Source organism: Lactobacillus sp. XV31L (genome assembly GCF_059900865.1).
The window spans coordinates 101137-126795 of record NZ_JBWXGC010000001.1; the positions used below are offsets into that span (position 1 = coordinate 101137).

Sequence of the window (25659 nt, forward strand, 5' to 3'; positions counted from 1 at the left end):
TTAATTTTCAGCAGCAAACTGTCCGGCCAAACGACCAAAAGTTTGCGCATGACTACAAGTTAAACCTGGAACGCGGTCTGGGTAACTACCCCAGAAGAAGCCGCCACTGGCATTGCCGGCTGCATACAGGTGCGGGATTGGCTTGCCCATCTTGTCGATGACTTCCATCTTGGTATTGATCCTGAGACCATCAAGGGTAGCTAGCAAACGACCACCCATGATTACGCCATAATATGGACCGTGTTCAACTGGGAACAACCTGAACTTTTCTTTGCCAAAGTCGGTGTCTTCGCCCTGCTTGCACATTTGGTTGTAGCGGTCAACAGACTTGGCCAGGTTATCCTTAGGCAGGTTTAGCTTTTCAGCTAATTCTTCGATGGTGTCAGCTTTTTGCACTATGCCATCATCGATGCGGCGTTGAATCTCGGCCTTATTGCCTTCAGTATCATAAATACCGGGAAAGCCCAGCCGAGCACATCCTTGCGTTCTAAACTGGTCCAGATGGTCCATAGTATCTTCTGACCAAATTTCCGCTTCTAAGTAGCCTGGCTGCTTGGCCATAGCGTTAATGTCAAATTGATATGGCACACTTTCGTTGCCAAAACGGTCTCCGTTCAGGTTGACCTTGAGCAACGGGTATGCTCCCATCCAGAAGTAGCCTGGGTCCTTGAAGTCGATTGTATAATGATCCTCAGCATTCGTCCCTACAGGAACAGCACCGCGGTCAAAGATGATTTCAGCAGGTTCTTCATCGCGCCAAGCGCCAACCTTTAAGCCGGCCAAGATGCCCGAGCCATCATCGCGGGGACCATCAGAATAAACATTCTTCTTGTAGCCTAGTGGATCCCACTTCTTCATCAATTCAGTGTTGGCACCATAACCCCCAGTACAGATAATGACACCCTTGCTAACCTTGTACTCAGTCTTGGCACCACTTGCCCGATCACTAGCAATAAGGCCAGTCACTGCGCCGCTAGCATCAGTTACTAGCTCTTCCAATTTCGTATTGTACTTGAGCGTGACACCGAGTTCTTTAACCTTATCAAGCATCCATTCACCGTAGTGAGCCCAGCCATTGTCAGGAGTGGCAATAGCCAATTCAGTTTGAAAGGCTGTGTTGACAACAGTTTCATAGTGGGCATCTGCTTGCGGCTTCAAAATTCCACCGTTGGGCTTTAAGATATTATCTTCAAGCCAGTTGGCTGTTTCATCAGTATGATTAGCCCACGTCCAAAGCAGGCGCTCATCAACATTGTCTTGGAAGGAGAGTGTCAAAAAGTTCATCAACTCCGCCTTGTCAACCTTGATACCAGCCCGTCTTTGTGCGTTACTGTCCAGCGCGGCAAAGAATGACCGAAACAGGTACTGCGAGCTCCCTGACTTGTCGATCAAGAGAACCTTGGCACCCTTTTCAGCTGCCGCACACGCAGCCATTGCACCAGCATTGCTGGCACCAGCTATAATTACGTCATACGTATTGTCCATTTTTCATCCCTCACTTTTTAGGAAAATCCTTTAATCGCTTTCATGATACTATGAATCAAGTGAATTGCTTCACCACTTTTAGAATTGAAGATTACCAAATGGAATAGTCGCCTGGTTAATTTTTTAAAGCATACAAAAAAGCCTGCACTAGCAGGTTTCATTGCTGCTGTGCAAGCTCATGTAAAGCGATTTTAATTTGTGTATTATTTATTATTCGCAGATAGGTATTCCTTGACTGCCTTCTTCATGGTAGAGATTACCTCATTAAGAACTGATTCATTGGTAAAGGAATCCATGTAGGCAATTCCGTATGGCGAAATCTCATGGTAATCGATTGGTACATAAGTAATGCCCTTGACTTGAGAATCTGCAATAAAGTTGGGCAAAACGCCGCAGCCCCAGCCTCCTTTAACATAAATGTCCATTGCGAGATAATCTTGGACAAACTTGATATGATCCATGCCCATATTGTTGATCAAAATACTTTGGTACTTCATCTGCACGTTTAATGAACTATTGGGATCTAGCAAAAAAATGTCCTCAGCTGCGAGGTCCTTGAGCGTGATCTTGCTTTTTTTAGCTAAAGGCGAATCATCGGGGCAGGCCAACATGAACTTGCCCTGAATCAGGGGCTTAAACTTAACGTCTTCAACCACATCCACATCATCCTCGGCAATAGCACATAAGTCCACATGGTGGTTGAGCAGTTCGCCCAGTGAATTATTAAGCACAAAGACAAATTGAACATTCAAGTTGCTGTTTGCTTTTTTCAAGTGGCGCAGAAAAAGGGGCAGAAATTTTTGCTCTAAGGGCGTATCACAGACGCCAATACGCAAGAGCGTGTCAGAATCGTTCTTCTTGTTTTGCAAGTATGAAACAGTGTAGTCCATATCGTCCACTACGTTGCGAGCCACACGATAAAAGTACTTGCCTGCATCCGTCAAGGAGATGCGGTGGTGGGCCCGGTTGAGCAGAGGAACGCCAATTGTATTCTCTAGATCCTTAATATTCTTTGAGACTGCGGACTGGGAAAAATTCAGCCGCTCGGCTGCAATGGTAAAGCTAGAATTGTCAACAGCCTTGATAAAACACCGTAATTGGGTAAAGTTCATTTTTCATTCCAATCATTATTATTAAAAGCCGCAAACATAAGCCTAACAGCTTATCGCCAGCTTAAAAAAGCGATTTCACAACTATCTATTATCAAGCCTGCAAGTACAAATAGCAAGCTGCAGGCAGCCTAATTATTAATATACCTTGCTAGCTCCTTATCCTTAAGACCGGCACTTAGGCCAACCAGCAACTTAATACGTGCCTTAGGGCCAGTTAAACCGCGGCAGTAGATAATACCCAACTGGGCTAGGCCGACGCCGCCTCCTTCATAATCATACACTGGTTCGGCAATACCATTAAAGCAACGCGAAACCAGCACCAGCGGAATTTGCTGCTTGACTAGTGCACGCAGCTCAGGCAGCGTTGCCGGGGGCATGTTGCCAGCTCCAAGGGCCTCAATTACAATACCCTGAGTAGTAGGCCGGTTGAGTGCATGCAGCAATTCCGGGCCCATCCCTGCATAAGCCTTCACCAAGAAAACATCTTGAACTACGTGGTCAATTGGCAGGTGGGCTTGGGGGTTAATCGTTTGCACATAATTAACATGCCCTTCCGAGACAATTCCAATCGGGCCAAAGGTTGGCGTTCTGAAGGTAGCCACATTAGTTGTATGGGTCTTAGTCACATAGCGGGCCGAGTGGATTTCATCATTCATCACTACAACCACGCCCTTGCCCACTGAATCTGGAGAACTAGCCACTGCAATCGCCTGACTAAAGTTATACAGGCCGTCGCTGCCGATTTCATTGGAAGACCGCATTGCCCCAGTCACAACGACCGGCATCTTACTAGAAATAGTCAAATCCAAAAAGATCGCTGTTTCTTCCAATGTGTCAGTACCATGAGTCACGACTGCACCAAAAAAGCCCTCTTCTTCCGCCCGGCGAATTCGCAGTGAAAGTTCTAGCATTCGTTCAGGCGTCATGTGCGGTGAAGGCAAGTTGAAGATCTCTTCTGTTACCAACTCAATATCGCTGTTATTAGCAAGTGAAGCCGCAATTAGCGGGTTCTGTTCATTGGGTTTGATTTTACCGGACTCATCTTCAGACATAGAAATTGTTCCTCCGGTATGCAGGACTAGAATTTTTTTCGCCATAATTATTACTCCTCACCAAGTTGTTTAACTCAATTTTAGCACTGATAGCCAAATTTATTACATTCCTGGTGTTGGCCTTGCTGATAGGTTATTATGCACAAGAGCCAAATAGACAAAACAGTGTCTTTGCAACCAAAAATCCCCCAAGTCCTAAGATTTGAGGAATTTTCACTTAAATATTCAATTCTAAGACTAGTCGTCCAACTTTTCCTTGTCAGTAACATTTAGTTGGTCATCGAAGGTGTAAACGACTGGTTCACCGGTCTTCATTTCCAAGTTCATGATGTCTTCATCAGAGATGTTCTCAATGTACTTGGTCAAAGCGCGCAATGAGTTGCCGTGAGCTGCAATAATAACATTCTTGCCCGCTAGCAGGTCTGGCGCAATGTGGTCTTCCCAAAATGGCATAACCCGCTTCAAACAAACCTTGAGGTTTTCAGTCCGCGGAATAATGTGTGGGTCAAGATCAGCATAACGACGGTCGTGCACTTGACTGAATTCGGAATCATCCTCGATCTTTGGTGGCAAAACATCATACGAACGACGCCAAATGTGAACTTGTTCGTCACCATACTTGTCAGCGGTGGCCTTCTTGTTCAAGCCTTGCAGTCCGCCATAGTGCCGCTCATTCAGCCGCCAAGACTTGGTTTCTGGTATCCACAGCTGGTCGCTTTCTGCCAAAGCATAGTGCAGGGTCTTAATCGCACGCGTTAAGACTGAGGTATAGGCTTGGTCAAACTTAAGACCGTGTTCTTTGATTAACTTACCCGCATTCTTGGCTTCCTCGACCCCTTTTTCTGACAGGTCAACGTCAATCCAGCCAGTAAACTTGTTTTCAAGGTTCCATTCACTTTGTCCGTGACGGATCAAAACTAATTTCGACATGAAATATCTCCTTTGCAAATTAAAAACTTCACTTACCATTTTACACATTTATCCGCTATTTTCACAGAGTTTAGACCTAAATTTCCTGCTTAAATTATTGTTTTACGATACAATAGAGGTAACGATCTTTATCAGAAAAGGAAACTTTACTATCATGAAATTCAAAAAGTTATTGCTCAGTCTAGGAATCACAACAGCTCTTCTATTAGGTGGGTGCTCTCAGCAAAAAAAACAGGCTGAGCCAGTCTTGACTAAGACAGCTGTGATCAAGAAAGCCCAAAAGACTTTCAAAAGCGGTCAAGCCAAACAACTGGTCAATCTAAGCACAGATACGTCAAGTCAAGTTGTTGCCACTAGCTATACTTTTGGTGGCGATCCAACTGTCTTCCACATCAATTATCAAACACAGGACAAAAAGGGTAGCAAGAGTGCCGAAGAGTGGGCTTCAAATACCGAAAACTTGTATGTTAACGGTCAAAGCGCATGGTACAAGGCCCAGATTGCCCAGACAACTGGACATTCCTATGCTGACTTGCTTGATGCTGTTTTGAACAACCAAATGTTGATGGATCCGCCTCAAAGCTTGGTCAAAGCCTACAAGATGAAGCACACTGGCAAGACTTATACCCTGACAGCCCAGCTCAAGGACAAAAAGGCCATCCAGGCTGCGGTCAAGCCAGTTTTCCTTACCAATACGCAGAGTCCGCAACAAAACAAGATCTATAAGCAGCTTTTTAAAGCTGGCAAGGCCCAGGCCATGTCCGTCAAGCTGGTAGTCAAGAACAACAAACTATTCTCCTTTAACTACAAGGTTGACTTCACCGTTGACAAGTTGTTGAAACTCAAGGTGAGCCAGAGCTATGGCAACATTGGCAGCCGGGATTTCTTAAAGATACCAGCCAATGTTTTGGCAGCTAAGCCCCTACCCAAGCAAAATAAGAAAAAATAAGAAAGCACTGCAAAAAGCATGTGCTTTTTTGGTGCGGCCATCAAATGCATGCAATTATTATCTGCAAGCTAGCCCGCTTGCCCCTATAAGCGCCATCGTTTATGATTAGGTTAGATATTATTAACATAGTTTTAGATGGAGGTTTACCTTTGAAGCTAGGAATTATTGGCAGCGGAAAAATAGTCCACGATTTTTTGACGACGGCAGACCAAATCAAGCACTTGGAACTGGCTGCTATCTCTACTACAACTCGCAGCAAGCACATTGCAGAGGACTTGGCCAAGCAATATGGCATTGAGCAGGTCTATACGGATAATCGCCAACTCTGCCGGGATGACCATATCGACACCGTATATGTGGCCGTACCCAACTCGCTTCACTACGACATTGTCAAAGAGGCGGTAACTGCTGGGAAAAACGTTATTTGTGAAAAGCCCTATGTGGAAACTGTCGCAGAAGCCAAAGAACTCAAGCAGCTGGCCGATGACCAAGGCGTCATTATCGTTGAAGCTATTACCAACATCCACCTTGAGAACTACCAAGCAATCAAGCAGTCTATTTCCAAGATTGCGCCTATTCACATTGTTGCCCTCAACTATACGCAGTATTCCAGCCGCTATGACGACTTTTTGGAAGGAAAGATTGCACCGGTCTTTGACCCTGCTAAGGGTGGTGGGACACTGACGGATCTAAACATCTACAATATTCACTTAGCAGTTGGCCTCTTTGGCAAGCCCACAGCCGTTCAATATTACCCAGTGGTACAGCACGGAATTGACACGTCCGGCATTTTGAACCTAACCTACCCCGATAAGCAGGCCGTTTTAATCGCATCTAAGGATAGTTATGCAACCCCGCGGTCCTTCATTGAAGGTGAAGGCGGCTCTATCTATTTTGATGGTTCAACCGGCGTCATTAAGGACTTTACGGTTGAGCCGCGAAACGGCGATATCAACAAGTTTCGCTTCAACCAATACAACCACCGAATGACTAGCGAATTCAATGACTTTGTTAAAATCATTGACCAACACGATACAGCCACTGCCAACAAACTATATGAGCACAGCATGGCTGTAATGGACGTCCTGGCGCAGGCCTTAGCATCTGCTAACCAAGGCTGATTTTAAAAAGTTATAGTCAACCAAAAATGCCCCAAACTACATCGTAGTTTGGAGCATTTTAGTATGCTGCGTTATTTTCGTTAACGGAAGTTGGCCTTCTTGACATACTTGTTCTGGGCAATCAGATAATACTTCTGACCCTTAATTGTTATAGCATCGCCATAAGTTGTCAGCAAACTGTGCTTTTTCAACACCTGTTTGCCTAGGCGATTGCCATATTGGCTGTAAATGTAGGCATTGTGCTGCAACTTCAACTTCTTACCATCGATATTGCCAGCTGCAATGTTCATTCCATCGGCTAGAACATAGTATTCTCGACCATTTACTTGCTTCTTGCCGATCGTATCAACCGTGGAGCCCTCAGCAATGACCAAGCCGTTAGCCCGGTCGCCCTTATCATTATAAAGGTAGGCGCCATGCATGATCTTCTTCGGCGTTACTGCAACTGTTTCTTCATTAACCGTTGTGCTAAGTGGTTCAGCCATTTCGGCTCTAGCACCAGCAGCAATCGGTAAGACATTAGCAGCTTTCACGAAGCCATTCTTAGCAATAATGTAGTACCGGTGGCCCCGAATCTTGACAGTTGCACCATAAGTGTTGATGCTGGTGCCCTTTTGCAAGACCCGAGAACCCTTGACCCGCTTGCCATACTTATTATAAATATAAGCGTTGTGGTCTAGCTTTTGCACCGTTGATTGGGCATTGCCTGTTGCCACGTAGTACTTCTTGTTGTTAGCACCCTTGTCAACTAGGACGTTGTTAGCACCCTTGTCAACTAGGACATAGAATTGACGACCGTTAATTATTTCAAGACCATAAGTGACCAGGGATGAACCAGCCTTAAGCGTAACTTCATTGGCCCGCTTGCCTGTTTCGTCGTAAAGATAAGCATTGTGCATCAATACGATATTTTTGACTTTAACCGGTTCAGCAGGCTTGTTGTCTGGTGCGCTTGGCTTTTTATCCTTGTCATCAGTAACAATAGCGACATTGCTGCCCCCATTGCCGTCATGAATAACAACAGTGTGATCAACTGTACTGTCGTTGATCAGGTCAATAGCATGGTCCCGGTTACTGGTAATTTGATCCCTGCTTTGGGCTTTTGCAAGTTGTTCTTGTTGCTCTTTAACTGATTGATCAATCTTAGCCTTGATTGCGGCCTTCTCCTTGGCAGTGTAGCTGGAGCCATCATTGTGCTTTGCTACATCCTTATCAAGCTTAGCCTTGGCATTAGCAGCTGCATCTTCAATCGCTGCAGTTGCCAGTTCCCTTTCAAATTCTAATTCGAAGTTTTCAATTTCTGCAATAGTGCCACCACTGATTTTTGCTTTAGCCTTTTCGACTATATTGTTGATGTCAGCCTTATCGCCAAAAACATCATGGAGCTTGGCAGCAGCTTCTTTGAACTTATCTTCGATCATCTTGCTTGCCTTATCTTTGGCTGCCTGCAATTTGGCATCTTCCAAAGCTTGATCAATTCCAGCAAGACCATCTTTTTGGATAGCTGTGATTGCGGCCGCATCATCTGCTGCCTTAATCTTAGCCACAGCATCGTCATGCGCCTTTTGGGCAGCGTATTGATATTTCTCAATGTTTTCTGGCGTTAAACCAGCTTTATCTAACCCTTCAATTGAGTTGATAACTCCCGGAATGCCTGCAGTGCCATTGCCGTCTAACTCTTTGTCTAGAGCGTCAATCGCCTTTTGCTTGGCATCTGCTACTTCTTGGGCATGGGCGTCATCAGCGGCGGTCTTGACATTGTCAATGTCTGAAATGGCATTGTTTTTAACTTGATCTACGTCAGTTACTGTGCCTGCAGAATCAATATCTTGGTTAGCCTTGGCAACTAAATCATCAACCTTCTTTTGGTCTTCTGGTGTCAGGTCTGCCTTAATCTTGTCTGCTTCAGCCTTGATAGCGTCCTTAGCAGCTACCTTTTCAAAGGCAACTTCGGCATCAGCGACAGCATCACCAATCTTAGCGGCACCTGCCTTAGCTGCACTTGCGACCGCTGCCTTATCTTGAGCTTGATCGATAGCTATCTTAGCATCTTCAACTGCAGCGTCGATAGCCTTGCTTGCCTTGTCGTAGTCAGCTTTAGCTGCAGCTTTCTCAGTTTCAGTCAGCTTGTTATAAGCATCATCCAAACGTTCTTTGGCTGCTTTGGCTGCGGCATCAACAGCAGCCTTGTTCGCTTCTTGAGCTTCTTGCAAGTCCATTTGATTGGCAGCTGTTTCTGCCCCAGTAATTGCCACAATTCCTTCTTTAACTGCTTGGTCAGCAGCAGGAACAGTTGTTTGCTTACCAACATTTTCCGCAGCAGTCTTGGCAGCATCTTCAATATCTGTAATTGCCTTTTGCTTGTCTGCATCTGACATGTCAGACTGATTAATCCGATCAATTGCGGCTTGGGCAGCATCCTTCACCTCCTGCTGGTCAGTGGCAATTGCTTGATCTAACCCCTGTGCCTCAGTCAAAACTTCATCCATCTTAGTGATGCCATTATTTTGGGCTGTGTCAACATCTGCCGGAGTGCTTGCCTTAGCTACGTTATCAGTAGCATCTTTATAGGTGCTATTAACCTTATCTTTCAGTGCCTGCCTGGCATCTGCGCTAATATTAGTCAACTTATCAATAGCATCGTTGACCCGCTTGTGCTCTTCTTCCAATTTATTGGCTGCTTCTTTTTGAGCATTTTGCAAGTCACTTGCTGCCTTGTCTTGACCTGCTTGTGCTTGCGCATCTGCAAGTGCTTTATCAATTCCAGCTAGACCATCATTTTGTGTAGCTGTGATTGTGGTCACATCATCTGCTGCCTCAATCTTAGCCACAGCTTCGTCATGCGCATTTTGGGCAGCGTATTGATATTTCTCAATGTTTTCTGGCGTTAAACCAGCTTTACTCAATCCTTCAATTGAGTTGATAACTCCCGGAACGCCTGCAGTGCCATTGCCGTCTAACTCTTTGTCTAGAGCGTCAATGGCTTTTTGCTTGGCATCTGCTACTTCTTGGGCATGAGCGGCATCAGCAGTCGTCTTGACATTGTCGATATCTGAAATTGCATTGTTCTTAATTTGGTCTACTTCATTCACTGTGCCTGCAGAATCAATGTCTTGGTTAGCTTGGGTGACTAAATCATCAACCTTCTTTTGGTCTTCTGGCTTGGTTAAACCAGCTTTGATCTTATCTGCTTCAGCTTTAATTGCATTCTTCGCGGCCACTTTTTCAAAGGCTACTTCAGCACCTGTTTCAGCGGCATCGATAGCACCTGTTGCTTGTTTAGCTGCTTCTGTGACAGCTTTTTTGTCCTTAGCCTTACTAATAGCATCCTTGGCAGTCTTGGCTGCACTTTCAATGGCAGCAACTGCCGCATCATGATCCGCCTTTTCTTGAGCTTGCTCTTTTGGCGTCAACTTGTCATAAGCTGCTTCCAGTCGCTCTTTGGCTTCTTTGGCTGCCTGGTCAACAGCAGCTTGGCTGTTAGTCTTAGCTTCATCTAAGTCTGCTTGAGCTGCACTGTTTTCAACATTTGTAATAGCTGCTTCACCGTCTTGTTCGGCAGCTTCTACCTTAGCAATAGTATCTTGTTGGCCAACCGCCTTTTTGGCATCATCGCGAGCTTCTTTAATATTATCAATGGCCTTGCTCTTTTCTGCATCGGTCATATCAGAACCATTAACTCGGTCAATGGCTGTTTGAGCTGCATCATCTAATTTTTGCTTATTCTTAGAAATAGCAGCATCAATATCTTTAGCTTCAGTCAAAACTGCATCAATATTTTTAATACCTGTTGTCTTAGCTGTATCAACATCGTTGGTGCTTGTTGCCTTAGCTACATCATTTGCGGCATCTTTATAAGCATTATCAACCTTATCTTTCAGTGCCTGCTTGACGTCCGCACTGACATTGGCTAGGCCGTCGATCGTTCCCTTGACCTTGCTCTGTTCAAGCTGAAGTTCAGTGATGGCCTTGTTTTTGGCCTCTTTCAATTCAGTTTCAGCAGCGGTATCTGCGGTGGTCTTGACATTGTCGATGTCTGAAATGGCATTGTCTCTAACTTGATCTACATCATTCACTGTACCTGCGGCGTCAATGTCTTGGTCAGCCTTGGCAACTAAATCATCAACCTTCTTTTGGTCTTCTGGTTTGGTTAATTCTGCCTTGATTCTATCTGCTTCGGCCTTGATGGCATCCTTCGCGGCCACTTTTTCAAAGGCTACTTCAGTCCCTGTTTCAGCGACATCAATAGCTCCAGTTGCTTGTTTAGCTGCTTCTGTAACAGCCTTTTTGTCCTTGGCCTTACTAATGGCATTCTTGGCAGTCTTAGCAGCATTTTCAATGGCATTAACAGCTGCATCATGATCTGCCTTTTCTTGAGCTTGCTCTTCTGGCGTCAACTTGTCATAAGCTGCTTCTATGCGCTCTTTGGCTTCTTTGGCTGCTTGGTCAACAGCAGCTTGATTGTTAGTCTTAGCTTCGTCCAGGTCTGCTTGAGCTGCACCGCTTCCAGCATTTGTAATTGCTGTGATACCATCTTTAGCTGCTTGGTCAGCAGCAGGAATAGTTGTTTGCTTACCAACATTATCCTTGGCAGTCTTAGCAGCAGCGCTAATATCTGTAATTGCCTTTTGCTTAGCTGCATCTGACATGTCAGAACCCTTTACTTGGTCAATGGCTGCTTTGGCCGCATTGTTCACTTTTTCTTGGTCAGCGACAATTGCTTGGTCTAGCCCTTGTGCTTCAGTTAACACATCATCCATCTTGGTGATGCCATCGTTTTTGGCCTGGTCAATCTGGTCAATAATTACTGTTTTTGCATCATTAACCGTCTTCTCAGCGTTTTCATAAGCACTATCAACTTTGCCCTTTAAATTTGTCTTGGCATCGTCACTGATATTGGCCAACTTATCAATAGCATCGTTGACCTTGCTTTGCTTGTTCTTTAAAGCTGCCGTTGCTTTATTCTTGTATACAGTCAATATACCGGCTTGACCGTCAATGATGTCCTGTTTGATATCTTTCGTTGCCGTATGCTGGTCAATTGCATTAATAGCAGCTGTGGCTGCAGCATCAATGTCTGTATCTGTTGCAACGCCTAAAGATTCCTTGGCCTTAGTAGCATTATCTTGGACCAGCTTTTTAGCTGCTTCTTTAAAGGCTGCTAATACATTGTCCTTACCCGTAGACAAGTCGGTGCTAATAGCTTCAATTGAAGTGGCTTGGTTAATTAAATTCCCTGCTGCCTTGACTTCATTGTCAATTTCCTTGGCATCAGTAACGCCCAAGGCCTCCTTGTCAGCTTGAGCAATTGCTGCAAGACTGTTCTTGGCAGCTGTTTTATAAGCATTCAGAATATTGGTCTTACCGTTATTCAAATCCTGCTTGAGGTCAGCTGGTGTCGTATGGCTATCAACAAGCTTGTTAATAGCTGCTACTGCTTCGTCTATTTCTGAACTAGTGGAACCAACAATATTTTTGGCGTTTTCAGCATCAGTCTTAATTTGAGACTTAACCTCGTCTCTTGCTGCGGCCAAAATGTTGCTCTTAGCCGTTTTCTCAGCATTAGATATGACTGTTGAATTGTCTGAAGCAGGACTTGTTGCATCATCAATTTGATTGATTGCGTCTAAACCATCTTTAACAGCCTGCACAATTGCAGCGTTATCTGTCAGTCCTAAACTATCGATAAAGTCCTTGGCATAGCCTTCTACTTCAGCCTTGGCAGCTGCTTTACTGAACAAGTTTTGGGCTTGATTTAGTCGGTCTTTGATCTCCTGGTCATCACTTGTACCATAAATTGACTTGGCAGCATCGTAGTCACTGTCACCAGGCTTGGCCGTTGCGCTCTTTTCTGCTTGATTAATTTCATCGAGGTATGCTTTTTGCTTAGCATTAGTTAGGCCCGAATTTTGTACTCGTTCTCTAGCCGCATCAGCAGATGTTTTAATACTCTTTGCAGCTTGGGCCTTTTCCTTGTCGCCATGGGCGTTATTGATTGCATCCGTAGCTGCAGAACCATCTGGATCAGTTCCATTCAAGATATTGTCAACGCCCTTGTTTAATTCATCTTGAATTGTGTCTTGGTCATCCTTGTGCTTTTGGATTTGATCTTGAGCAGTAGTTTCAAGCTTGATAATGGCATCAATCTTGGCCTTTATTTTGTTAATATTGTCGAGTGCTTCTTTTTGGTCTGCCACAACAGAAGGGGAGTCACTTTCAGACCCTTCCTTGTTTTCATTATCAATCCGGCCACCATCTTTAGCGATGTTTTTGGCTGTCTGCAAGTCATTCTTAAGTGCGGTTATACTGTCTTTTTCTGCTTGCTTTAAGTTGGCATCACTGGCGGCAGCATCAATCTTATTTTCTAAGTCGTCGAGCTTGCCATTGATGTCATCTTTAATGCCTTGTTTGTAGTCTTGGGCAACCTTGTCTACACTAGCTATTCCTTGATTGGTAAGGTCTTCAAGATTTTGCGTATCATGAGCTCCAGCAATTGTATTAAGTGCAGCATCCCGTGCGGCATTGATCTTGTCAGCTAAAGATGGGTAACTAGCAGCTTGCTTTTGTGCTTCGCTCTTAATCTTATCTTGAGCAATTGCTTTAGCTGCTTCTAGCTTTCCGTTATTTTCTGCATCAGTCAGTGCGTTGGCAATGATTCCTAATGCTTTATTCTTACGGGCGTTAACTTCCTTAATTGAATCCGCACCATAAACTGACTCATCTGGCTTGCCCGGGTTGGCCGCAATGGCTGCTGCTTTGTCCAATGCCTCATCAAAGGCCTTCGACTGGTCAGGGGTTAAACCAACTGGCTTCTTGCTCTTGGCATCAGCAATAGCATCATTAATAGCCTTGGCTGCCGCATCTTTAGAATCATCAACAGTTACAATGCCTAACTCTGCTACAACTGGGCGCCTGCTTTCAAGTGGGTTATAGCTAATAAAGTTAGCAGTTGGTGTCAACTCTATGGCATCGCCCTTTTCCAACTGACCTATTTCATCAGCTGGGATTGTAAATTCAAAAGTACCGTCATCATTAACAACAGCAGCAAACTTTGATGGCAAGGAGTCGTCATTTGTATTGCCGTAAGGCAAGTCAGTTACGGATGGATTCTGCCACATTTGACCACTCTTGGGCGCGTCAATGTTAGAAGTTACGTACTTGGCAGATACATAGGCCTTAGTACCACCTGGAACCAGTAGTTGAAAAATACTGTCACTGGCCGGGCCATCCTTTGCTGGATTGTAGTTTGAAACTACACCCTTAATAGTCCGTGAACCATCATCGTTGACAACTACTTGGACATTTTCTGGATCAATATCCAAGAAACCCTTGTCAATAGCTGGAACAAAGTGAATGTTGTTGTATCCTGGTGCATCTGGATCGGAGAATGCTAGCTTAATGATTCCCTTGAAAATCGTATCGAAGTCTTGACCAACCAAATTTGGCAGTTGTGCCCCTAACTTAGGGAACTTAGCTAGCATAGCCATTGCATTAGGATTGCTCTGCAGTTGTTCCAATTGCTCTTTAGTAAGCTTCTTTTTACCATCAAGCAAGACCAATTCACTGGCCGAGATTGTGCCATCATTATTTTTTTGGACGGTCATTTTATCAAACGGAGGCAAGTCAATTGAAGTAGTTTGACCGTTTCCTAAGTCCAGTGTTAGTTCTTGTCTAACGTTGGTTGTAGTAACCGCATTTTTACCAATCACACTGGTAGATGCACCCTTATTCAAGTGAGCATCCAGTGTTAGGTAAGTAGGGTTGTTAACCAAGATCTTACCAGGAACGTCAACCAAGGTGATGTTACCAGTACCTGCACCTGTTGCACCCTCATCTTTAAGTTCGATGCCAAAGCCACCGTTTTCAATATCAGCAGTACCTGCAACCTGAACCAGGGTTCCTGCATAAGTTCCCATATCAGAACCAGTTATATTCAAAGAACCATTAGGCCTGATATAGAAGTTGCCCCCGATATATACCAAGTTATTAGCACCCGCGTATGAAGGAATATCACCATTTGTCTTGATGTTGACTGATGCACCATTTTCAATCTTAAAGTTAGCATTAGCACTATTAAGATACAGAGCTGCTGCAGACTTGTTATCACTTGCACCACCTTGATAGCCGCCTTCTGGGTTAACTGTATCAATATTCAGTTTACCCTGAACTTCTACAGACTGACCAGATCCATTGAGTAGAGCTATCGCATACCGTGCTCCAGCAGTACCCTCAATACCAGGGTTATAATTACCAGTAAGGTTGGCACCAGGCTGCAAAGTTACATCGGCATCCTTAGCTATTGTAACTTTGTCATTGTTACCGGACATTTGGATAACATTACCTGAAATGGTTTTACCAGTAAACTTACCATGGAATTCGATACTACTATTGTTACTGGTAAATTCAAACAATTGCTGAACATCAGAAGATGTATGGATTGTTTCAGCTACGTTCGTACCTTCAAAGATAATACTAGTGTTAGCACCACCATAAAACATCTGTGAGCCTTCAAACCAGCAGTCTCTGATTGTTACCTTTGATTTGCTTACGCCGGAGGTATCAACCATACCGTAAATATCGGTTCCAGTTATATGCAGGTTTTCGAAAGTCATGTCTACACCGCTACCCGTAGGCTTAGAACGGTGATTGCCTAGCGTAATCTTGTGCTGTACACCGTCACCCGACTTAATCAGCACCTTTCGTCCTTTAAAGTCATATCCGGAATCTGCTACAAGATCAGCCATAACGTCAACCTCATCAACAGTTGCATCAGAAAGGGCAGTAGTGAACTCTTTCCAATTGGTTACCTGTTTGACATTGGCACTCAGTGGCTTAATTTTTGCTGGTTTCTTGTCACTAGTAATTGTATCCTTTTGGTTTGTGTCAACTGGCGCTGGCTCGACAACCTTATCAACATCTGCTGCACCGTTATCACTAGGCGAATCGGATGTCGTAGTGCTGTTCGGTTGGTTTGGCTTAATAGTACTAGAATCTGCTGCATCTTCTTTTGAATTTGAATCCACAGTACTTGGTTGCTTATCTGGTGACTGAGCAACCGAATCAGCAGCACCCTTTTTCAAAAAAGTTTTCAAACCAGAATAAGTTGAAAGCTTGACTGCCTTCTTTGGCTTATTCGAGTCTTTACGACTGGATGGAGCGCTCTGACTTGCAGGTGCCTCGTTCATAGCTGCAGTACTTGCTGCATTAGTTGAACTAGCTTCTTCGGCGGTTGCAGCAGCTTTTGGTTTGATAACTACAGTGTTGCCGTTATCAGACGAAGTGCCCGCTGCTCCCTTTGTTGAAGGCGATGTCACTGTAGAGTCAGCCTTAACGCTTTGACTGTTTAAACCCAAAAAGGTAAATCCCAACAAGACAGAGGCTGCTCCGACACTTAGTTTGCGGATTGAAAAGCGGTCCCGCTTTGCCTGAACTTCCATTTTGTGCAATTTTTCTTTTAAATTGTTTTTCCCTAACATGTAATTCACCCTATTCTGATTTTTTTAAAAATCCAAAAAAATTCTGTGTATATATTTTTTCTGATAAAATCATAAGTAACAATATAACACGCATGATTTGCTTGTCAAACGCATAAAGTGCGTAATATCAAGGGTTAAGGGCAATATTTTGCCAGACGAAACAGGGTTAATTTAGTCCTTGAGAATAAATTTTATCAATCAGAAGCATAATTTATTGGTTAACGTATGATACAAATTAACGAATTAACAAAGCACAAGGCAAGCCTTTCTAACTTATGAGTGCAATATAATATTATCTATATTTAGCGCATATTCGCACACAAAAAATCAAAAGCATTATTCAGATTTCTTAGCCAAGCAATTACTTGGCTACCCAATTTATGTACAGGATATACTTGACCACAATTTTTTTGCACAAAAAAAGCAAAATTGCCTTTTTGCCTGAATTGCATCATCTACTCTTCAAGCTTTAATTGGGAATTTTGCTGATTTCTATTGTTAATTATATTGTAAGTATGCCGGCAGGACCAACGTTTCTATGCCTATCTAAAGTTTGCCGCTTTCACAAATTCAGTTGGGCTGATTGCATAGTACCACTTGCCGGCAATGTTAAGCTGGCCACCATAAGTATGCACTGCTTCGCCGCGCTTAAGCTTGGAACTGTTGGCACGCATACCAGTAGTATTGTAGACATAGGCATTGTGCGACAAGACTTGATACTTGCCAATGACGTTGCTGGCAACAATGTAGTCATTGTCACCAATTTGAAGAAACTTCTTGTTGTTGATCATAGTTGTCTTCTTGACGTTAACCACCGTACCTGCGGTCTTCATGGCTGCATTTGTGCGCTTGCCCTGTGCATCGTAGATATAGGCATCGTGCATCAAAGTGGTGTCACCGCTTGGATCAGGGATAGCGGCAGTGGCAGTTGCACCTATATTGCCAGTCCCATCTTGACCGTTATTGCCGCTTGAATTCACTGCATCGCTGTCGGTTTCACCTGCCTGCAAGTCATAGTAGTACTTCAGCAGGTCGAAGAAGTCATTCATTGAGTAGCCCCACTTGGCAAAGTAACCATCGGGATCAGTATGATTAGTACCACCCAAGAATTTGGAGACAGCATGGTGGGACCAAACTGTTCCCTTACCAGTATTAGAAGCATTGACTGGCACAATATTGTAGCGGTGCATCAGCTTGGCAGCATAGATTGCGTCATTATTTACGCTCTTAGCAAATTTAGATCGCGTATTTTCTTCACAGAGTTCAATCTGGATAAAACGGTTGTTGGCCATGGCACCAGCGCCCCATACACCATACTTGGGCGTCATCATCTGGATAACCTGCTTGTGGTCAACGAAAGCGTGAACGTAAGAATACATATTCTTCCATTCCCGGTTGAAATAAATTGCTTCATTGTAGGCAGAAGCACCTGGCGTTGCCGTTTCGTGGATAACAATACCCTCAGGGCTGCCATTGCGGTACTTGATCTTGTTGCCACCTGCGTAAAACTTGTTGTAGCGAATGCCCTGTGTTTGCAGCATTTTGTACAAGTAGGTTACGCCAACATAACTGTTTTGTTTGGCAATCTCGTTAATGGAAGCAGCTTGGACCACTTGGCTTTGACCAACTTGCAAACCAGGCGCAACTAACCCTACTCCGATAGCAATAGTAGTTATTAGTTTCTTGATCTTCATTTAAGTATTCATTCCTTAATTTTATTTACCTTCTATATTGTCCGCTGTTTACCACTAAAAGTTGCCTGTCCTGACATATTGGTGGACTCCAATCCGGTAGTACTTGTGGCCAAAAATCGTGACTGCTGACCCAAAGGTGGCAATTGAGCTACCCTTCTTCAAGACTTTCTTGTTGTCCCGATTGCCAAAATCATTATAGACGTAGGCATTATGTTTCAATGGTTTGACAGTACCATCAATATTGCCGCAGGTAATGTATCGGTCCTTGCCAATGCGGTAATATTGCTTGCCTTTAATAGTCTTAGTTCCATATGTAGCAATCACTCGACCATCGTTGCCAGACTTGAGGGCCTTCATTCCTTTAATGCGTGTTCCCTTAGCATTATAAACATAGGCATTATGCATTAAAGTCTTGTTGACCTTTTGCTCACCATTTGGCTTCTTTGAAGCTGGTGGCAAAGCACTGCCCATATTCAAGAGGGTGTCGTTAACCCATCCCTTGCCATCGATGTACATCCGCTGCTTGCCGTTATAGTACGTGATGGTTTTAGTAACCGTAACGGCATCCCCAGCAGCAACTGAGTCGGTTTTAGCAGAAATAGCGTGGTCAGTAGGCCAGGCGTATGTGGCACCAGCCTTCTTAACGACATATGACTTGCTAGTGTTTGAAATCTGCGGATCATATTTGGTCAGGTTGCTGCTTTCAATTCGATTATTTAAAATCGTATTGTAATTATTAGCTGTGGCATAAGTCCCAGTCAAAGCCTTGGTCGCATCTGTGTAGGAAGCGGCATTCTCAAGCCAAGCACCCTTGTAGCGTTCTGGTTGCCAAGAAACGCCTTCGCGCAACTTCTTGCCGTTATCATCAAAGGATTCTTGGTAGCTCGGGTACTTTCTGAACTTGGCAACAACATAATAACTCTTACCGTTTTTGGTTTCTTCACGCGTCTTGGCAGAATATGTGCCACCAGGCCACTTGTCATCGGCCTTCATGCCGAATAAGTTGTTGGCATTCACAGCCAGACCTGACTTGCCCCAGTCTGATTCAACAATTGCTTGCGCAATCATTACTGAAGGATATAAGCCATATTTTTTGGCAACTTTTTGTGCTTGCTTGGCAGCAGTATTCAAAAATGCACTCTGGCCATCCGTGGCAGCCGCTGCCTGCTCAGCACGGGCAGGCGAATTGGCAATTAAGTTGTTGGTAACTGGTATGACAGTGGCAGAGGCAAGCATGGCCGCTGAGAAACCAGTGATAAGTCTTCTCTTCATAAGTTAAAATTCCTCCTTAACCGACACTTTTATTGTATCGGGCTATTCGGGGATTAACAACAGTTTCCCCTCAATTGTAGTCAAAAAGTAATATTGTCTATTTTATATTACAAATGGTAATTTAAATTGCTAGCAGCTTGCGTGATTTTTCTTGTATTTTGCGCTTAAGGCGGTGGAGATGAGCACGACTAATCCCGGTATCACCGGCAATTGCTGTGATCGACTTACCCAGGATAAAGTGATGATAAAATAACACTTGCGCCAAGACAGGCATTTGACCCACCTCCAGCATAAGCACCAAAAGGGTATCTGCGTTAGCTTCGTTCACAATAAATTCACTTTTAGATGCATTCTCTAAATAAACCTGGTGTTCATAATTACTCTGCTCGCGGCGCAACAAGTCAATGGTGCGCCAAATGATCTTGCGAAAGCTCTGCCTGTCGATTTCAGCCTGGGGCAATTCTGCTAGTGTCGTCAGCATTTCGGCATAAACAATAATGCCCTCTTGCAACAAGTCTTCGTAGTTGCGGTAGTCTGGCCGCACATGGGCATGCTTCAAGGCTCCTCGAACTAATCGCTGGTTGGCCCACGCCCTTTGCCAGGCCTTTTTATCAATCTTCATTTGTGACCCTCTCATTCGTTAGTGTCACAAGCGCTTGTGCACCTGTAGATTAGCAGGCTGTCTTAATTGGCCCAAAGCAGAAGTTGGTCCATACAGGACTTACAAGCAGAAAAAAAGCAATTGGCACGGATAGTGGCGATTCCTTTGATAATTTAACTAGCATTGCTTCACCTCTGGGTGAAAAAAAGCAAAAAAAATAGACGCTAGCCTTGAACAAAAAGATCCTCTTATTGTTCTGACTGCGCGTCATGCAATCACATTTTCAAAGTTTAATATAAGGTATCAGGACGTTGACTTAGCTGGTAGATGAACCTGTGAATGTCAACTAAATATGGCAGTTCAAGGTAAGCAGCCAGATGGTGAACGTAGCGGGCATGCTTCTTGTCGAGCAGGTCTTGAATAATCTGTTGCAAGGAAATATCGTCCAGCGACTGATGGGGATGGTAGTAATCAGCCTGGTCAATCAGGGACTGCCCCCTAACCTGCTTGACCTGCCAGCCCAATAACTGCTCAAGGTGGACTGTGCCTACCTTGTGCAAGGCATGGTTATAAAGCAAACTATTAAGCACCTTATTGTGAATATAGCGACTGCAATTATTAAAAGAAAAGACATAATTGATTTTCCCGGAGTTAAGCGACACAAAGCGGATGGTTGAGCCACCACACAGGTTAAAGCTCATCATCTGATGCAGTGCCACCCAGTCAACGTTGCCCGAGTTATAGCTGCGCATGGAAAAATATGCTAGCCGGCCTGTTGCAATAACGTTGCGGCTAGTAAGCCGAATTCTGCGGGCAAAGTCCCGCTGGAACTCTAATCCGGCTAGTAGACACTCTTTGGAAAAAGCGGTAACAAGGGCCCGACTGCTACGTGGACTTAAGACAATGCCTAAGTTGGCATCAAAGATAACACTCTTATAGCGATTCAAGAGCGGATCATGCTGGAATTCATAAAGGGCAAGCGTATTAGAATTGATGCAATATTGCTTGTCTTCTGTCAGATAGGTGTTCAGAATGCTATCGCGTCCGATTCGATCACGCAGCAGCTGCTTGGACCAGACATGGTAATCATCTTGCTGGGGTAAGTTACATCTTCTGCATTCTTTAGTTGCCATTTTCGCTTCCTCCTTTAAGTTAGTTCTGTCACCCTTATTATACATAAATAATACCGCTTACAAAAGGAGGCAGCAAAAAACGGGACTGATCAGTTCGTTTCCGTTTTGCGTAATTAATTATTCAATTAATTAAAAGTTAGCAACCTTAACGTATTGTATAGCTAGGCCAGGCAGTAGACTGCATTATTGCAGTGTTTACTTATATAGAAAATATTAATAATCAAGACTAGCACGTTTTTTATGTCCGTGTTATAATGCCAATATAAAGAGGAAGTTCCAATAGAACTTCCCCTGGTAGAGTCGCTTTAACGGTGGCTTGCTATAATTGTTTAAACAATCGCTAGCTCGTCCAAGCTAAGGCGATTATTTTTTTGTCTGATTTTTAATCAGATTTACAACCAGTGCAATTAAGTTGATGATCAAAAGACCAACACCAATTGCCAGCTGCAAAGCATCTGATACAGACACTTGGGCTACCTCCTTTCTTTAGGATTCTAGGTCTATAGGTTCTTAACCCCATAGGAACCACCTCCCAAAAATTAAAAGTAGCCACCGCCTTAACTTCTCTACTGTCTTAATTATACTAAAATACTAGTCAAGTTTCTATTTAGTACACATAATATTTAAACTACATACCCCTTTAAAAGAGCAAACAAAAAACGGGAACGATTATCTCGTTTCCGTTTTGCGTAATTAATTATTCAATTAATTAAAAGTTAGCAACCTTAACGTATTGCTTAGCAGGACCACCGATACGGTAGTATGCCTTACCATTCTTGAATGTGTAAGCTGAACCGTAAGTAGTTACAGTAGAACCATTACGAAGTACACGCTTGTCAGCACGCTTCTTAGAGGTCTTGTAGACATAAGCATTGTGAGTCAGTACGCGCTTAGTACCATCAATGTTGTCAGCCATTACGTATTGGTTGTCGCCAATCTTGTATACCAAACTACCATCTTCAAGCTTAGTTGGTTGTCCTAAAACTTCAATCTTGCTGTAAGCAGCTAAAGTCTCAGTACCTACACGCTTGTGCTTAGCATCGTAAATGTATGCATTGTGCATAACAGTCTTAGAAACCTTGTCAGCTGGCTTGGTTGAATCGTCTACGTACTTAGTTTCAACAAAAAGATTTGAATCTGCAGATTTAATACGAGTATATGACTTGCCATTGATGACAACTGGCTCACCAAAAGTAAGAACCTGATCACCATTTTTAACAGTGGTCTTTGAGTCAGTCACAGTAGTACCATCAATTTGGTAAACCGGAACAGCACCATTAGCTTTAATAGTCTTAGAAACTCCAGTAACTGGGGATACTGGCGTAGAAGAGCTACCAGGAGCTGCTGGAGTAACAACGTTATTAGGTGCAGGATTTACAGTGATTTCAAATTTAGCAGTCTTACCACTATCAGCAAGCAAATTCAAAGTAGCCTTGACTGGGTTTGCTGGCTGACTAAAGTTACCATTGACGTCTACACCGATACCAGCTGCACTAAGAGCTGCACGAATATCATCTAAAACACTCTTAAAATCAGCCTTACTGTCACCATTATCAGTCGTTACAGTATATTTAGCAATAATCTTTTCTGCGATGTCAGAAACATTTTTGTCCGTCGCAGTAAGATCAACTGAGCCTGAAGTAACAACGTTATTGCCTTCCTTGACAATTGGAGAACCAGTCTTAGTATTGTCAAAAAGTCTGAACATATCACTGACTACACCGATTCCCTTGATTTTACCTTCTTTATCAGCAGTAAGGTAAAAAGGATTGTCGTTAATCGTAACTTCATAAGTCTTTTCAGGGTGCAATCCAACAATATCTACTTGTTTAGCTGCAACGTAATTAGTATTTGCAGCAAAGTTTGTAACTTCAGTGCCAGTGACTTTAAAGCCTTTGTCATCTGGAGCCATTTCAATATCTGGAGATGGTTCTGCTGTGATACCAGTAATTGGATCTGTTTCTGGTTGATTAGTAGCAGACTTATAAATCTTAGTATCTACTTCATTAACACTAGCACCTGTTGGCAAAGTTGATTGATCAAGTTTCATTTCCAACTTAGAAACGGGATCACCAGCAACTAAACTGGCAACATTGTTAGTATTCAACTTAAGTGTAGCTGAACCTTCAAAACTACCTTTAACCGTAACATTGCTGTCAGCTAACACGCTTGTTACAGAGTTTGCAACAACTGGAGCAACTGCTAATAAAGCAGCCACTGTAGCGCTCAGAATTCTTGTGTTTTTCTTCATAGGTCTTTCCTCCCTATCAAAAAACCGGAAACGAGTTACTCGAATCCGGTTTTATAGATTAGCAGATAAATTTTATCTGCCAAAGTTAATTATCGAACGTTAGCAACCTTGATGTATTGCTTAGCAGGACCACCGATACGGTAGTATGCCTTACCATTCTTGAATGTATAAGGTGAACCATAAGTAGTCACAGTAGAACCACTACGAAGTACACGCTTGTCAGCACGCTTCTTAGAGGTCTTGTATACGTAAGCGTTGTGGCTTAATACACGTGAAGTACCGTCAATGTTGTCAGCCATTACGTATTGGTTGTCGCCAATCTTGTATACCAAGCTACCATCTTCAAGCTTAGTTGGTTTACCGTAAACATCAACCTTGGTGTAGGCAGCTAAAGTCTTAGTACCTACACGCTTGCGCTTAGCATCGTAAATGTATGCATTGTGCATAACAGTCTTAGAAACCTTGTCAGCTGGCTTAAAAGTACCATCAACATATTGAGTTTCAACGTAAAGGTCTGAACTAGCACTGTTAATGTGGGTGTATGACTTACCGTTGATGATTACTGGTTGACCAAAAGTAGCAATCTGATCACCATTTTGAACAGTAGTCTTTGAGTCAGTTACAGTGTTACCGTTGATTTGGTAAACTGGAATAGCACCATTTGATTGAACAGTAACATAATTTGCACCCTTTTCACCAACAGTCAGCATGAAGGTTACCTTAGTAGTCTTCTTGTCTGCGTTAGTTGCTGAAACAACAACTGGGTACTTACCAGCAACCTTAGTGTTAACCTTGCTGATGTCAACAGTTGGTGTCAATAAAGTAGGTGTGCCACCTACAGGAGTCTCGTTCACAGTAGTATAGAACGCATCCTGAATAGCCTTAGTGTCTACTACACCATTAACTGGAACATAGTTAAACTTCTCGTCAGCTTTAAGTGCATCAATAGTAGCAGTGCCTGCGTAAACTTTGCCATTGTATGACATTTGTGGATAAGTCTTATCTCCCTGAGTAGCACTAGGATTTAAAGTGACTACAAAAGTAGAAGTCTTACCGTTGTCTGCTTCCAAGTTCAAAGTAACTTTTACTGGAGTAGCTGGATTATTAAAAGTACCATCAGCTTTTACATCGACACCAGCAGCCTTAAGTCCATCACGAACATCTTGCGCAACGTTCTTAAATGATGCAATTGCTGTACCATTAGTTGCAGCTGCATACTTAGTATTAATTGCAGTAACAACAGCAGTAACATTATAAGCAGTAAGGTCAACTGAACCAGAATCTACAGCAAGATTTTTAGCTGTTTCTCTGACAAAAGGTGCACCAGTTTTGGTGGTGTCAAACAATTTGAATTTATTACTTACTACACCAAAACCAGAAATCGTACCAGTTGCATCAGAAGAAACGGTGTAAGTAGTACCGTTGACATCGATAGAATATGACTTGCTCTTTTCTAAGCCAGTGATGGTAACAGTAGCAGCAGCATAGTAATCTGCGCTTGGGGTAAGGTTCGTAACAACAGCACCAGAACCTACCATGCCTTTGCCAGTACCTTCAGCAGCAGTAGCAGTGTAAATCTTAGCAGTTGAAACTGCTACAGAAGCACCTGTTGGCAAAGTTGGGGTTGCAAGTGAAGCTTGCACCTTTGATGCAGGGTCACCATTAGCTAAAGTAGCAACGTTGTTAACATTCAGCTTAAGCGTAGCTTTAGCTGGGGTTGTACTTACAGTTCCACCTTCAACCGTAACAGCGGTATCAGCAAATACTGTTGATACAGTAGATGCAGCGACTGGAGCTACAGCTAATAAAGCAGCAGCAGCAGCGCTAACAATTCTTAAATTTTTCTTCATGTGGTCTTTCCTCCTTGTGTATATACAAAATAGTAATAGACTATAGGTTCAGTTATATGATCCTACATTGTTACAACACCCTTCGAGCTGAATTCATAAGTTTATAACTCTTATGAGGTAGCCTTCGAGCTGAAGAACGCGCATGCGTACAGGTCATTAACCTGAAGCATAGCTATTACTTACCACATTGCATATTGTACCTACCTTTTGGCTAAATTGCAAGGTAAGCAATTATTTAACATACTTTTGTAATAAACGTTTACACTTTAAGTTTTGGCCGTAATTTTTACAAAAGCGCCCTAAGCCTTATGTTGCAACTAATACACCTTTTTGCGATGTCAATAAAGTTTCATTTTCTTCCTTTTTAATACACCAATTTTACAAAATAATAACGAAATATTTTTTAAGAGATCTTAAAAAGCCGGACTCAATTGCAAGTCCGGCTTCCTAGTCGGTTTAATTATTCTTCTATTATAATCTGTTATCTGGCCTCAACTGCAGTATCATCAAACACGCTAGTAACCTTGCGTTCAATGTAAGCTGCAGACTTGGGCGTCTTATAGAGGTCAAGTCCGTCTTTTTGGAAGGCGTCTGCCTCCACAATCGTGGTCATTGCCGCCTTGACTTTGGCTTCTTCCAAGTTTGGGGCTGCATTAGGCAAGGACAAGTTGACCCGCTTGCCTCGCTCATTCAGAAACACTAGTTGTAAGCTTGTTGTCGTTGTCATTATCTT

General features: G+C 43.3%; 15 protein-coding genes. 2 read left to right on the top strand and 13 right to left on the bottom strand.

Annotated elements, in window-relative coordinates; all coding sequences use genetic code 11:
* The 4 genes from AC2JF7_RS00495 to AC2JF7_RS00510 form a co-directional block, all read right to left on the bottom strand.
* Positions 1 to 1485, bottom strand: a complete 1485-nt coding sequence (locus AC2JF7_RS00495; RefSeq protein ID WP_500726017.1) for an FAD-dependent oxidoreductase — start codon at positions 1483 to 1485, stop codon at positions 1 to 3.
* Between the two features lie 203 nt (positions 1486 to 1688).
* Positions 1689 to 2597, bottom strand: coding sequence for a LysR family transcriptional regulator (locus AC2JF7_RS00500; protein WP_500726019.1), 909 nt, complete (start codon positions 2595 to 2597; stop codon positions 1689 to 1691).
* 128 nt (positions 2598 to 2725) lie between these two features.
* Positions 2726 to 3694, bottom strand: coding sequence for an asparaginase (locus AC2JF7_RS00505; protein WP_500726021.1), 969 nt, complete (start codon positions 3692 to 3694; stop codon positions 2726 to 2728).
* 192 nt (positions 3695 to 3886) lie between these two features.
* Entirely contained in the window at positions 3887 to 4579 is a 693-nt protein-coding gene (locus tag AC2JF7_RS00510; RefSeq protein ID WP_500726023.1) for a 2,3-diphosphoglycerate-dependent phosphoglycerate mutase, read from the bottom strand.
* Between the two features lie 154 nt (positions 4580 to 4733).
* On the opposite strand from AC2JF7_RS00510, the gene AC2JF7_RS00515 reads away from it, so the two are divergent.
* Together AC2JF7_RS00515 and AC2JF7_RS00520 are read left to right on the top strand one after the other, a co-directional pair.
* Entirely contained in the window at positions 4734 to 5528 is a 795-nt protein-coding gene (locus AC2JF7_RS00515; protein ID WP_500726024.1) for a hypothetical protein, read from the top strand.
* A 149-nt stretch (positions 5529 to 5677) separates the two neighbouring features.
* A complete protein-coding gene (locus AC2JF7_RS00520) occupies positions 5678 to 6649 on the top strand; it encodes a Gfo/Idh/MocA family protein (protein ID WP_500726026.1) in 972 nt (323 codons plus the stop codon).
* 80 nt (positions 6650 to 6729) lie between these two features.
* On the opposite strand, the gene AC2JF7_RS00525 is transcribed toward AC2JF7_RS00520, so the two are convergent.
* The 9 genes from AC2JF7_RS00525 to AC2JF7_RS00565 all read right to left on the bottom strand — a co-directional run bounded on the left by AC2JF7_RS00525 (position 6730) and on the right by AC2JF7_RS00565 (position 25653).
* Complete coding sequence (locus AC2JF7_RS00525) at positions 6730 to 16125, bottom strand: SLAP domain-containing protein (RefSeq protein ID WP_500726028.1); 9396 nt, start codon at positions 16123 to 16125, stop codon at positions 6730 to 6732.
* Between the two features lie 542 nt (positions 16126 to 16667).
* Positions 16668 to 17819, bottom strand: a complete 1152-nt coding sequence (locus AC2JF7_RS00530) for an SLAP domain-containing protein (RefSeq protein WP_500726030.1) — start codon at positions 17817 to 17819, stop codon at positions 16668 to 16670.
* 54 nt (positions 17820 to 17873) lie between these two features.
* A complete protein-coding gene (locus tag AC2JF7_RS00535) occupies positions 17874 to 19091 on the bottom strand; it encodes an SLAP domain-containing protein (RefSeq protein WP_500726032.1) in 1218 nt (405 codons plus the stop codon).
* 121 nt (positions 19092 to 19212) lie between these two features.
* Positions 19213 to 19713: a sigma-70 RNA polymerase sigma factor region 4 domain-containing protein gene (locus AC2JF7_RS00540; protein ID WP_500726034.1), complete on the bottom strand. Its 501-nt coding sequence runs from the start codon at positions 19711 to 19713 to the stop codon at positions 19213 to 19215.
* Positions 19714 to 19982: 269 nt separating this feature from the next.
* Positions 19983 to 20825: a hypothetical protein gene (locus AC2JF7_RS00545; RefSeq protein ID WP_500726036.1), complete on the bottom strand. Its 843-nt coding sequence runs from the start codon at positions 20823 to 20825 to the stop codon at positions 19983 to 19985.
* A gap of 363 nt (positions 20826 to 21188) precedes the next feature.
* Complete coding sequence (locus AC2JF7_RS00550; protein WP_500726038.1) at positions 21189 to 21293, bottom strand: putative holin-like toxin; 105 nt, start codon at positions 21291 to 21293, stop codon at positions 21189 to 21191.
* A gap of 241 nt (positions 21294 to 21534) precedes the next feature.
* Positions 21535 to 23076 carry an SLAP domain-containing protein gene (locus AC2JF7_RS00555; RefSeq protein WP_500726040.1) on the bottom strand — a complete coding sequence of 514 codons (1542 nt, stop codon included), beginning with the start codon at positions 23074 to 23076 and terminating at the stop codon, positions 21535 to 21537.
* 89 nt (positions 23077 to 23165) lie between these two features.
* A complete protein-coding gene (locus AC2JF7_RS00560) occupies positions 23166 to 24926 on the bottom strand; it encodes an SLAP domain-containing protein (RefSeq protein WP_500726042.1) in 1761 nt (586 codons plus the stop codon).
* A gap of 481 nt (positions 24927 to 25407) precedes the next feature.
* The gene (locus AC2JF7_RS00565; protein WP_500726044.1) at positions 25408 to 25653 is read right to left on the bottom strand and encodes a DUF2922 domain-containing protein; all 246 of its coding nucleotides are present in this window, start codon (positions 25651 to 25653) and stop codon (positions 25408 to 25410) included.
* Between the last annotated feature and the right edge of the window lie 6 nt (positions 25654 to 25659).